We start from the raw sequence: 12,949 nt of genomic DNA on the forward strand, positions 1-12,949 counted from the left end.
TGATTTTCACATTTGTTTGCCAAATGCCAAAAGGGGGATAAAACATGTCTAATCAAGTAGATACATTGAGTGCTGAGTCACCTGTAATATTGATGCCTACATCAATCGAAAAAGCGGTGGAGCTAAAAAGTCATTATGGATTAAATGGGGAATTTGTGTCAGGCGCTACTTTATTACAGTTACAGTGGTTGAATGGTCGGAAAACCCCAGAACAAATAATAAGTCTCGAACAGCTTACTGAATTAAAATCAATTCAATTTGATCAGCATAAGGGAGAGTTATCCATAGGGGCACTCACTCCGCTTGGGAGCTATCAAACTCATAAAATTTTAAAAGAGTTTCCGATCATCTGTACTGCATTAAAATCGATTGCTGCACCGGGCATTCGAAATCGTGGCACAATCGGAGGCAATATTATGGGGCGAGTAGGTGATTTAATACCCTTCCTGAGTGCCTTAAGTGCAAAGCTTGTATTTCAGGATGTGAAGGGAGTAAAACAGATTGAAATATGGGATTGGTTCCAACAAACCTCGAACAGTGATTTTTTATTAAGTCATATATTGATTCCACTAGATAGGGATATGCTGGAAAGTCACACCTTCTATCGGAAAGTTGGAAGAAGAGAAACCTTTACTGCTGCGATATTAACTGTATCTGGAAAAATAAAGTGGGATGAAGAAGGTAAAATCATAAATGCTAAGCTTGCAGTCGGTGGTGGTGATAACAAACCGATGCGCTTAGAAAAAACAGAGCAGCTTATTATTGGTAGAAATGCTATCCATTTAGATTGGAAGACAATTTTTTCAACTGTTGCAGAAGAATTTGTTGCAGCTGAAGATGCTTTTGTATCAAGTAGCTATCGTAAAAAAGTAGCCGCAAATCTTATTGTGGCAGAGCTTCAAAGCCAATTTGCAAAAGAGTAGAAGCATAAGGGAGGAGAGTATATGAAATCAAATATCCAAGAAAAAGAAGATCGAGTGCGTCCAGATGGTCTTTCCAAAGTTACTGGAGCGTTAAAATATTTAACCGATTTAACTTTCCCGAATATGCTATACGCCAAAATTTTGAGAAGCGCCTACCCACACGCTAAAATTCTTTCGATTAATACAGCAGAAGCCGAAAAACTACCTGGTGTAGCAAGCGTTATTACATATAAAGACGTACCAGGAATGAATCGTTTTGGAATCATCATCCCTGACCAGCCGGTATTGTGTGAGGAACGAGTTCGCACTGTGGGAGATGCAGTGGCTGCAGTAGCTGCAACATCATATGAGATTGCTGAAATGGCATTAAAGCTCATTCAAGTGGAATATGAGGAGCTGCCAATTATTGATACTCCAGAAAAAGGGCTAGAACCTAATGCCATCAAGTTACATCCTGCAGGCAACATTTGTCATCGCTCCTCTTATATAAATGGAGATATCGAAGAAGCCTTTAAAGCTTGTGAAGTAATTGTTGAAGAGACCTATGAGCTTCCTAGACAGCTGCATGGATATATGGAAACAGAAGGCGGAGTAGTAGTTCCACAGGAAGATGGAGGAATAACTGTTTATGCAGCAACTCAGCATGGATTCAAGGATCGCTTCCAGCTTTCTCGAATACTTGGTATTCCTGAAGGGATGATTCGTATCTTCTCAAGTCCGATGGGTGGATCATTTGGAGGAAAAGATGAGTTAAATATACAGCCATATGCAGCCCTTTTAGCACTTAAAACGAATTGTCCGGTAAAAATTCACAATACTCGAGCAGAATCCTTGCGAGCTAGCTTGAAGCGTCATCCCATGAAAATTACGGCGAAAACAGGAACAGATCGTTTAGGGAAAATATTAGCTCATCAAGTGAAAATTATTGCAGACAAAGGTGCTTATGCAACGCTAGGTCCTGCAGTTCTTGACTTTGCCGTTGAGCATGCAGCGGGTCCGTATATCATTCCTAATATTGAAACAGGGGGTGTCTCTGTATTTACTAATAATGGTGTTACTGGTGAATTTAGAGGATTTGGTGGCAATCAAATCACCTTTGCCTTAGAAGGACAATTGGATCGTTTGGCTGCAGTATTGAATATGGATCCAATAGAGCTTAGACAAATAAATTTAAGGAATGCCACAGACTTAGGACCTTTAGGGCATCGAATAGCACCAACAGATAGTGCGGCATTAGTGTTAAAAGAGATTCAGAGGCTTTATCAGAAATCTAATACTCCAAGTAAGGATTCGAATTGGAAACGCTATGGATCAGGTATTGCCATTGCCATGCATGGTGGAGGTCTTGGCTTCGGACGATTAGACAGTGCTGGTGGGCGAATCTTTCTAAATAAGGAGGGCAAAATCGAAATTTCCTTTGGTTTTGAAGAATGTGGGCAAGGGCTACTCTCGGTCATTGAAAATATCGCGATTGAAGAAATTGGCTGTAGCGCAGAAGATATTCAGATTGTAATTGGTGATACATCTGTCGTACCAGTATCAGGTTCTTCAACGGCCTCTAGAGGAACAAGTATCGTTTGGCAATCCATGCAAAAAATGAAGGAGCCCTTTAAAAATAAATTAATTCAGCATGCATCAATAAGTCTATCAATTCCAGCTGAAAATCTATATCTAGGTCCCACAGGAATTTGGGAGCTTGGAAAAGAAGAGGGACCTTGCATGACTTATAAGACCTGTGCTGAAGGTTTATTGGATTCTACTGTGTTAACAAGCTTTCACTTCCCGGTTACACCTGATGCAGTCAATGGGGGTCACTTTTTATATTCCTTTGGCGGTGTAAAAGTCGATGTGGAGGTGGATATTCTTTCTGGTATGGTAAAGGTAATGTCCATTGATCATGTTATTTCTGCTGGACCTGTTGTCAGTCCAAAAGGCTTTAGAGGACAGATTGAGGGTGGTGGTGTCATGTCGTTAGGCTACACCTTAATGGAAGAAGTTAAAATGATGAACTCTCAATATGCTACTCAAAACTTTGATACGTATTTAATGCCTAATATTGTGGATATACCATTTGATACAAATGTCTATGCAATTGAAGAGCTTTATGAGGGCGACATTTATGGACCCCGAGGTGTTGGAGAAATTGGTACAATTGCCATTACGCCAGCAATCATCAAAGCTATCCATGATGCAATTGGATGCTGGGTAACAAAACTGCCAATTTCCTCTGAGGATATTCTTGAAAAAGCGGAGGCAAGGGGGATGCTGTCATGGATATAAACAATAAAGTATTAGATAACCCAATTGATGCTTTGATGACGATAACATTAACAGTCAACGGAGAAAAAATTGATATTCAAACAGCCTCAACAGAAAAGCTAGTTAATATATTAAGAGAGCAATTGAACTTTGTCGGAACAAAAATTTCTTGTGGTATTGGACGTTGTGGAGCCTGTAGTGTCTTGATAGACAACGAATTAGTGAATGCTTGCTTCGTTATGGCCTATCAAGTGAACGGTAAATCTATTACTACGATTGAAGGTCTCGGCGGTGTAACAGTAGACGAAGTTCAAGAAGCTTTTCTAACAGAAGGCGGCTTCCAATGTGGGTATTGTACATCAGGCATGATTATGGCTGTAAAGTATTTATTAGCCTTGAATCCCAATCCTTCAGAGTCAGATATTAAAGAAGCTCTCGCAGGAAATCTATGCCGATGTACAGGATATGGGGGCATTATTCGCTCTGTTCAAAGCTTGGCAGCTAAAAAAATAGGTATCTAGGTTTGCATTACATTTAAAGGCAGTTGAGCTTGGCAAAACCGAGCATTCAGCTGCCTTTTATTTTATAGGGATTTTTACTAATAATTGCTGTTATTACAACTGACTTTTGGCATGTGAACATTATTAAATATATGGTCTTATTACTAGGTAGGAGACATATAATAAATAGAATTAAATATTCGAGTGGAATTCTAAAAAATGTCGTATATGGAATATAGATTCGTTAATAGATAGAAAAGGTGGGTAGTAGATGAACAATTATGATATCAAAGCAGAAGCGATGGAATTTGAAGCCCAAAAGCATAATCTTAAAAGATTAAGTTTTATTAATAAAATCTATCTAACAATCTTAGTTTCAATAATTTTCATTATTTATACCTTAGAAAAGGTATTTACTATTCATTTTGAATACCCGTTCAGCGGTAGCTGGTTTCAATATTCTATTTTATTGGTTGTTTATTCATTTTATGTGTTTTTACTAGATATCAAGAAAATGAAAGAAGTAAAGTCTACAATGGCAAAATATCTAGTGCATTTTTATATTGCATTTTCTTTAAGTGCCACAATACTATTTTCGAACATAAATCATACAGCATACATGCCAAACTTCTTTTACACTTTAGTACTCATTTCTACCGTTCCTTTTTTAGTTATGAAGTCAAAGGAGATTGCTATTACACTCTCAATTTCTAGTCTATTATGGGGAATTGGGTTAGGAATTCAAAGTGGTTTTAATGCAATTTATAGCATACAGGGAATTTATGTTCTTACTTTATCAGCAATAGCATTTTTTATATCTCGAACAGCTTATAATAATTATTTGGCTTCCCTTGAGCTTCGGACGCAAACAGCTGAAGAAATTCAGCGCTTAAGTAATTTAACTGAGCTTTTAAAGGAAGCGAATCGACAGCTTGAACAGGATGCCACTCTGGATCCCTTAACTAATTTATATAACCGGAGAGCATATAATGATTATTTGATTGAGCTTCAACAAAGAATTTTAGTAACACCTCAATCAGTTTCCGTTATTATGGTGGATGTCGATTGCTTTAAATTGTTTAATGATACATATGGTCACTCCAAAGGGGATCATGTTTTAAGTAAAATTGGAAGACTCTTGCATGATATATCAGCCGAATATAAATGCTTTGCAGCGAGATGGGGCGGCGAGGAATTTGTATTAATACTACCTAATGCTACAGAGGAGGTTGTAGAAAGAATTTGTTTACAGATTAAAGCAAGTGTACATGAGTTAGATATAGAGCATGAGTCCTCTACTATTAACAGAGTAGTGACAGTAAGTATGGGGGCGTGTACAAAATTTATAACAGAATTAAACGAGATTTACGAATGTATAAGTGAAGCTGATGCAGCGCTTTATTCTGTAAAAGAAAATGGCCGGAATAGCTTCGAATATCGCCATCAAATCCATGCTTAAAAGGTTGTTTTGAATCAACTAATCATCCTATTTTTATGCTCTAGTTTTCTGTTATAATATCAGAAGTAGAGTAAGGAGTGTGGTAGAAATGCAGCATCCAGATACAAGCTATTTAAATCTAGTCCAACGTATTTTAGAAACTGGTGTTAAGAAGGAAGACCGAACAGGCACTGGAACAATCAGTATTTTCGGTCATCAAATGAGATTTGATCTTTCAAAGGGCTTTCCATTATTAACAACGAAACGTGTACCTTTTAAGCTAGTTGCAAGTGAATTGCTATGGTTTATCAAAGGAGATACAAATATCCGATATTTATTACAAAATAATAATCATATATGGGACGAATGGGCCTTCAAAAAATGGGTAGAGTCTGATGAATATCAAGGTCCGGATATGAAGGATTTCGGATTGCGTGCCACAAAAGACGAGGATTTTGCTAAAGTCCTTGAAGAACAAATGGCAATTTTTAATGAGAAAGTGCTGAATGACGATCGGTTTGCCAGCAATTATGGAGATTTAGGGCCTGTTTACGGTAAACAATGGCGTTCTTGGCCAACATCAAATGGTGAGTCCATCGACCAATTAAAAAAAGTCATTGATCAAATTAAACATAACCCAGATTCACGTCGTTTAATCGTCACTGCATGGAATCCTGCAGAGGTAGACGATATGGCTTTACCACCATGTCATGCATTTTTCCAATTCTATGTAGCGGACGGAAAGCTTTCATGTCAGCTTCACCAACGCAGTGCGGATGTATTTTTAGGAGTACCATTTAATATTGCTTCTTATGCATTGCTGACACATTTAATTGCCCATGAGTGTGGCTTAGAAGTTGGGGAATTTATACATAGCTTCGGGGATACTCATATTTATGTAAATCACCTAGACCAGGTAAATGAACAGCTGACTAGAGAGCCTAAGGATTTACCAACTTTAAAAATTAATTCAGATAAAGTGTCAATCTTTGACATGGAATTAGAGGATATTACGATAGAAAACTATCAGCCACATCCATCCATCAAGGCACCGATCGCTGTATAACGATAGAAAATAAAAAACAGTAGCCAATATTGGCTGCTGTTTTTTTAGATTATAAATCAATCATAAGAAAGTAAAATCATTATTTAAGTATTTTTAATCCTTTCGATAATTCCCATTTTAGTTTAGAAAAAAACATGTAGAGCTTCATCGACCTTTTCTTTAATATTATTCTAATTATCGAAAATAGATATTATAATATTGTAATTACTTAATAAGAGACCATAATTATACCAATATTGTATTGAATTTCCAATTAAATTGATATAAAATTTGGAAAATCCAGTATTATACTTATTCTCTTTAGAGCGCATTATTTCTATTTTGCGCAAAAAATTTCACGAATCGACAAGGGTAGTTGGTTAGGGGGAGGGGTATGCTGGACTATTTTATTATCTTTTGTGTGGGCTTATTAAGTCATCTAATCGGGACATTAGTAGGGGGAGGGGGATTAATTTCATTACCGACAATGTTGTTTTTAGGAATACCAATTCATTCTGCAATTGCAGCTGAAAAATTAGGGGCGGCATGTAGTAGTTTATTAAATTGCATCTATCTACTTATAACTAAAGGAATATCGATTAAGGATATTAGTTGGCTATTTGCGCTTGGACTCTTGAGTGGAATAAGTGGGGGATTTTTTTCTGTTAAAGTAAGCGAAGGTACTTTAACAATTATTGCAATATGTTTAATGGGATTTGCGCTAATTGTCTCTTTTTTGGGGACTAAAGGTTTTGGAGATAAAGAAGAAATCTCAAATAAGTGGAAAATTATACCGACACTTTTTGGGGTAGGATTTTACGATGGTATATTTGGCCCTGGTAGTAGTACATTATCTCTTTATGTATTTTCAAGTCAGAATATTCAGTATGTTAAAAGCGTAATTTATACACGGGCAAGTTTACTTGCATGGTGTATCGGGGCGCTAATCCCTTATATTTCAAGTGGAAAAATGATTTGGTTAGTTGCGTTCTCCTTAACTGCCGGTGCAATAATTGGTGGGCAAATAGGATTAAAGCTAACGAATTACATTAAAAAAGAGCACGTTACTATTCTTTTAAGAATTGTAACGGTCATTATGATGTTGCAATTAATGATCTAATCTCAAGGGGAGAATGGAAATGAAAGTTGGAATTATTGGATTAGGTAAGATGGGCTTTAATTTAGCATGCAATATGTTGGAAAAGAATATAGAAGTAAAAGGGTACGACATCGATTTAAACGTGTTAAATAAAATTAATAATAATCTATTATTCAAAAATGGTAATTTTGAATTTTTTGATGAATTAAATCAATTTGTACAATCTCTTTCGGCAGAAGCTGCAGTATTTCTATTAGTTCCTCATGGTGAAGAAACAGAAAAGATGTTGAATGAGTTAGTTAATATATTGCCTGAACATATTATTGTTATTGAAGCAGGAAATTCTCATTATAAAAATTCGCAATATTGGTATAAACGGTATAAAGAGAAGGGTTTATTTTTATTAGATTGTGGCACAAGTGGTGGATTAAAAGGTGCAAGACATGGTTTATGTACGATGATAGGTGGCGATAAAGAAGCTTATGACCAAATTGAGCCGATTTTAAAACAAATTAGCCAAGAAAATGGATACTTATATACTGGTCCTGCAGGTAGTGGTCATTTCTTAAAAATGGTCCATAACGGCATTGAATATGGAATGATGCAGTCTATCGCTGAAGGTTTTGAATTATTAAACGAGAGTGAGTTTGAGTTTAGCTATAAAGAGGTTGCTACACTTTGGAATAGTGGGTCTGTTATTCAATCATGGTTAATGGAACTGATGATTGATGCTTTTAGTGAAGATGAAAAATTAGAAAAGATTTCTGGAGTAATGCATGCATCAGGTGAAGCAAAATGGACAGTAGAGACTGCATTAGATTTAAATGTTCCAACACCCATTATCGCGCTTTCTTTAATGATGCGGAATCGCTCATTACGAACTGATACGTTTTCCGGTAAAGTTGTAGCTTCGTTACGTCAGCAATTTGGAGGTCATGCTGTTGTAAAAAAAGAAGAATTTGAAGGAGGTGAATAGAGTGCAAATGCACCGGGATGTTTTGACAATTGGAGAAACAATGGTTATTTTTCAATCTAATCAAATCGGAAGTTTAGAAAATATTACGAGTGTGTCTCCTAAAATTGGTGGTGCAGAATCAAATTTTGCAATTGGATTAGCGCGGCTGGGAGAGTCTGTTGAGTGGATTAGTCAACTTGGAAACGATAGTTTTGGTTCGCTTATTTTGAAGAGAGTCAGAGGTGAGGGTGTATACAATAATCATGTTGTCTTCTCAGATAAAGGACCAACTGGATTGTTATTTAAAGAGCAAATTACCACTGAAAAGATGAATGTCTACTATTATCGAAAACAATCTGCGGCAAGTTATATGACAAAAGAGATATTAAATAATGTTCCATTTGAGAGCTTAAAGTATCTTCATGTAACAGGTATTACGCCTGCATTAAGTGATAGTTGTTATGAACTGACAATGCATGCGATTCGATTAGCAAAACACCATGGTGTAAAAATTATTTTTGATCCAAATATTCGATTTAAACTATGGTCAAAAGATAAAGCATTTAAGGTGCTCCATGAAATTAGTGCACTATCTGACTATGTCTTGATTGGAGATGAAGAAGCTTATTTCCTAACAAATTTGCAAGATCCATTAGAAATGTGTAAGAAGCTCGATGTGAATAATGATAAAGTCATCGTCTTAAAATGTGGCGCGAATGGAAGTTACGTATATGATGGTCAACTATCTCATGTACCAGGTTACCCCGTAAAGACAGTTGTAGATGCGGTAGGTGCAGGTGACGCTTTTGCTGCAGGATTTACGCACGGATTACTCCAAGGCACAGATATCATTAACTGTGCGAAAATAGGCAATGCAATGGGGGCACTTGTTATTCAACAATTTGGAGATATTGAGGGATTACCAACGAAAGATGTTTTATATGCATTTTTAGAAAATGATAATGAAACTTCTGATGTAGTTCGCTAAGGGGGATTTTATGCGTAAATGGGATAAGTTAAAGTTTATTGAACAAAACGGGATTGTAGCAGTTATTCGAAAAATTGAACTGACGATTTTAGTGGATGTCATCAATGCGCTAGTATCTGGTGGGATTAAAGTTATCGAAATCACAGTAGATAGTGATAATAGCTATCAATCTATTACTAAGTTGAAAGAGAAGTATGGTGACGAATTACTTGTTGGAGCGGGTACAGTGTTTGATGCACCTACAGCTAAAACCGCAATTGATGCTGGTGCAGATTTTATTTTTTCACCAACTTTTAACGAAGAAACCATTCAAATGACAAATCAATATGGTCGAATATCTATTCCTGGTGTATTAACACCAACTGAAATACTAAATGCATATGCAGCGGGTGCAGATATTTTAAAAGTGTTTCCAGGAGCTGCATTAGGTACAAATTATTTTAAAGATGTATTAGGGCCATTAACGCATATTCCTTTGATGCCAACAGGTGGTGTGAATTTAACTAATTTGAAAACTTTTTTAAATAATGGTGCAATGGCAGTTGGAATTGGTAGTTCATTATTGGATAAAGAATTAATCACAAATCGAGATTTCAATGGAATACAATCTTTGGCAAATCAGTATGTAACGTTGTTTAAAGAGGTGAAAGAGATTGAAAATTAAACAAATCGAAACGTTTATTGTCCCGCCACGGTGGCTGTTTTTAAAAATTACAACTGATGATGGACTCGTTGGTTGGGGAGAGCCGATTGTCGAGGGGAGAGCTGCAACAGTTGAAGCAGCTGTACACGAATTAAGCGAATATCTTATCGGCAAAGATCCAATGCGTATTGAAGATATTTGGCAAATGTTATATCGAACTGGTTTTTACCGAGGTGGCCCGATTCATATGAGCGCAATTGCAGGGATAGATCAAGCACTGTGGGATATAAAAGGAAAATACTACGATGCTCCTATCTACGATTTAATGGGTGGAGCATGTCGAGATAAAGTACGCGTATATTCATGGATTGGCGGAGACCGTCCAAATGATATTTTGAAACAAGCAAAGTTAGCGAAAGAAAATGGTTTTACCGCTATTAAAATGAACGCGACAGAAGAGCTTCAAATCATTGACACGCATTCTAAAATCGACGCTGTTTTAGAACGAGTCGCAGTTATTCGAGAGAATTTAGGGGCGGATTTTGGCATTGGTGTTGACTTTCATGGCAGGGTGCATAAACCAATGGCAAAAATTTTATCTAAAGAATTAGAGCAGTATCATCCAATGTTTATTGAAGAGCCTGTTCTACCTGAAAACAATGAGGCATTAAGAGAAGTTGCATTACATTGTAATATTCCAATTGCTACTGGTGAACGGATGTTTTCAAGATGGGATTTTAAAAAAATTTTACAAGATGGCTATGTAGATATTATTCAGCCAGACTTATCACATGCTGGAGGAATAACGGAGTGTAAGAAAATTTTTGCAATGGCGGAGGCTTATGATGTAGCTGTTGCTCCACATTGCCCGTTAGGACCTATTGCTTTGGCATCATGTCTACAAGTAGATGCATCATCATATAATGTGTTTATTCAAGAACAGAGTCTAGGAATTCACTACAATCAAGGAAGTGATTTATTAGACTACCTAACGGATAAAACTGTATTTGAATATCAAAATGGCTTTGTATCAAACCCAACAAAACCTGGTTTAGGAATCGAAATTAATGAAGAGTTTGTACGTGAGCAACAATTGGTGGGACATAATTGGAAAAACCCTGTGTGGCGACATCAGGATGGGACGGTTGCTGAATGGTAAATTTTTTTGATAAATCTAAAAATCTAGATCAAAAGAAAAAGATTGCTGAATTAAGCGTGGCTATCGTGGAAGATGGAATGACAATTGGATTAGGCTCTGGCTCGACAATGGCTTATTTTGTGGAAGCGATTGCAAAAAGAATGAAAAATGAAAAATTAACAGTTCGATTTGTTCCAGCATCTAAATTTATTGAAAAAAAAGCGATTGAGTATCATCTGAATATGATATCAATTGATGAGATTGAAGAAATTGATATTGCATTTGATGGTGCAGATTGGATTATAGGTAAGGAAATTTTAATTAAAGGTGGAGGTGGTTCGTTGTTTCGGGAAAAGAAAATTTTATTAAACGCTAAAAATATTTGCATTTTAGCAGATCAAAGAAAATATATTGATTCGTTAAGTGAATGTATCATACCAATTGAAATTATACCTTTTGGTTATACGAAGACACTGCAGTCAATTGAAAAAATAGGTGGTACATGTTTTATTAGGAAAAATAAGGATGAAGAAAACTTTGTAACAGATAATTTTAATTATATTTTAGATACAAAGTTTTCAGGAATTTATAACTGGAAGGCCATTCATGAAGAGTTAAAAAGTATTCAAGGGGTAGTCGATACAGGAGTTTTTTATGGTATGGAGTTTAACTTTATTAGTTAAAGTATGATGATATATTGAAATAGTAGTTTAATATAATTTGAATTTTACAAATTTTCTTACAAATTAATATTGACTACTGTAATATTTTAACAATATAATACGGTTAGCAATAATATTAAGCGTTTTCATTTTTTAAAATCAGAAATGAAAACGGCGTTTTACATTATAAAACTAAGGGGGATTAAGATGTTTAAGAAAAAAATGTTTTTCACATTATTACTTTTAATGGTAATAACGATTTTAGCAGCTTGTGGGGGAAATTCGTCAGAAGGTACAACAGCAGTAAGTGGACCTGCATCGAGCGATGGGGAAGCTCGTACTTTAAGAATTAGCTTAGGTTTAAACGATCAACATCCACTTTATAAAGGATCTGAAAAGTTTAAAGAAATTGTTGAGAGTCAAACAGATTCTTTAAAAATAGAAATCTATCATTCTGGGCAAATTGCAGATGACCGTTCAGCGATAGAAATGTTACAATTTGGGACTTTAGATATTACAATTCCATCTTCTGCACCTTTTGTTCCTTTTGTACCAGAATACGGTGTATTCGATCTACCATTCACACTTACGGATACAGAAATGGTTGATTCAGTATTGCAAGGTGAATTCGGGAAAAATTTAGCAGCAAAGGTTGAATCTCAAGGAGTTGTTCAATTAGCTTGGTGGGAAAATGGTTTTCGACAATTAACCAACAACTCGAAACCTATTAAAACTTTAGAAGACTTAAAAGGATTGAAAATTCGAGTGATGGAAAACGAAACGCATATTGCTTCATGGAAAGCACTTGGCGCAAATCCAACACCAATGGCTTTCACGGAATTATTCACAGCAATGCAACAAAAAACGGTTGACGGTCAAGAAAATCCATATCCATCCATTTTATTAGAAAAGTATCCAGAAGTTCAAAAATATCTAACAGAAACAAATCATGTATATTCACCATTCCTATTCTTATTCTCAAAAAAGGTATGGGACGAACTTACACCTGAACAACAAGAAATAATAGAAGATGCTGCGATTGAAGCAGGAGAATATAACAGAGAATTAACGCGTCAGACGGCAGAGGAAGCATTGGAAGAATTGAAGTCACAAATGGAATTTACAGAAATTAGTGATGAGGAACTTGCAAAATTCAAGGAAGCTGTACAACCAGTTATAGATAAATATAAGAGTCAAATTGGTACAGAAATTGTCGATCAATATTTAGCGGAAGTTGAAAAGTATTCTAAAGAATAATGAATTAGTAGTGGAAAGGTTGAATAATACAGCCTTTCCACT

General features: G+C 36.0%; 12 protein-coding genes. All 12 read left to right on the plus strand.

The genetic code is table 11. The annotated features are described in order from the left end of the window. Positions 1 to 44 precede the first annotated feature (44 nt). On the plus strand, positions 45 to 923 hold the full coding sequence (locus BJ095_RS12755) for an FAD binding domain-containing protein (RefSeq protein ID WP_107935618.1): 879 nt from the start codon (positions 45 to 47) through the stop codon (positions 921 to 923). Between the two features lie 21 nt (positions 924 to 944). Further along, the gene (gene pucD, locus BJ095_RS12760) at positions 945 to 3,203 is read left to right on the plus strand and encodes a xanthine dehydrogenase subunit D (RefSeq protein ID WP_107935620.1); all 2,259 of its coding nucleotides are present in this window, start codon (positions 945 to 947) and stop codon (positions 3,201 to 3,203) included. After that, positions 3,194 to 3,703 carry a (2Fe-2S)-binding protein gene (locus tag BJ095_RS12765; protein ID WP_107935622.1) on the plus strand — a complete coding sequence of 170 codons (510 nt, stop codon included), beginning with the start codon at positions 3,194 to 3,196 and terminating at the stop codon, positions 3,701 to 3,703. Before pucD ends, BJ095_RS12765 begins: the two co-directional genes overlap by 10 nt. A gap of 250 nt (positions 3,704 to 3,953) precedes the next feature. Then, positions 3,954 to 5,141, plus strand: a complete 1,188-nt coding sequence (locus tag BJ095_RS12770) for a GGDEF domain-containing protein (protein ID WP_107935624.1) — start codon at positions 3,954 to 3,956, stop codon at positions 5,139 to 5,141. Between the two features lie 88 nt (positions 5,142 to 5,229). Then, positions 5,230 to 6,186 carry a thymidylate synthase gene (locus BJ095_RS12775; protein ID WP_107935626.1) on the plus strand — a complete coding sequence of 319 codons (957 nt, stop codon included), beginning with the start codon at positions 5,230 to 5,232 and terminating at the stop codon, positions 6,184 to 6,186. A 373-nt stretch (positions 6,187 to 6,559) separates the two neighbouring features. Next, on the plus strand, positions 6,560 to 7,285 hold the full coding sequence (locus BJ095_RS12780) for a sulfite exporter TauE/SafE family protein (protein ID WP_107935628.1): 726 nt from the start codon (positions 6,560 to 6,562) through the stop codon (positions 7,283 to 7,285). Between the two features lie 19 nt (positions 7,286 to 7,304). Beyond that, on the plus strand, positions 7,305 to 8,240 hold the full coding sequence (gene gnd, locus BJ095_RS12785) for a phosphogluconate dehydrogenase (NAD(+)-dependent, decarboxylating) (RefSeq protein ID WP_107935630.1): 936 nt from the start codon (positions 7,305 to 7,307) through the stop codon (positions 8,238 to 8,240). Between the two features lie 7 nt (positions 8,241 to 8,247). Further along, complete coding sequence (locus BJ095_RS12790; RefSeq protein WP_235867665.1) at positions 8,248 to 9,207, plus strand: sugar kinase; 960 nt, start codon at positions 8,248 to 8,250, stop codon at positions 9,205 to 9,207. Positions 9,208 to 9,217: 10 nt separating this feature from the next. Beyond that, on the plus strand, positions 9,218 to 9,871 hold the full coding sequence (locus tag BJ095_RS12795; RefSeq protein ID WP_107935634.1) for a bifunctional 4-hydroxy-2-oxoglutarate aldolase/2-dehydro-3-deoxy-phosphogluconate aldolase: 654 nt from the start codon (positions 9,218 to 9,220) through the stop codon (positions 9,869 to 9,871). Further along, the gene (dgoD, locus tag BJ095_RS12800) at positions 9,861 to 11,009 is read left to right on the plus strand and encodes a galactonate dehydratase (RefSeq protein WP_107935636.1); all 1,149 of its coding nucleotides are present in this window, start codon (positions 9,861 to 9,863) and stop codon (positions 11,007 to 11,009) included. The genes BJ095_RS12795 and dgoD overlap by 11 nt, the downstream gene beginning before the upstream one ends. Then, a complete protein-coding gene (gene rpiA, locus BJ095_RS12805; protein WP_107935638.1) occupies positions 11,003 to 11,671 on the plus strand; it encodes a ribose 5-phosphate isomerase A in 669 nt (222 codons plus the stop codon). The genes dgoD and rpiA overlap by 7 nt, the downstream gene beginning before the upstream one ends. 186 nt (positions 11,672 to 11,857) lie before the next feature. Beyond that, positions 11,858 to 12,907, plus strand: a complete 1,050-nt coding sequence (locus BJ095_RS12810; protein ID WP_107935640.1) for a TRAP transporter substrate-binding protein — start codon at positions 11,858 to 11,860, stop codon at positions 12,905 to 12,907. The last annotated feature ends 42 nt before the right edge of the window (positions 12,908 to 12,949 follow it).

It is taken from the genome of Ureibacillus chungkukjangi (assembly GCF_003217295.1).
GTDB classification, from domain to species: Bacteria; Bacillota; Bacilli; order Bacillales_A; family Planococcaceae; genus Ureibacillus; species Ureibacillus chungkukjangi.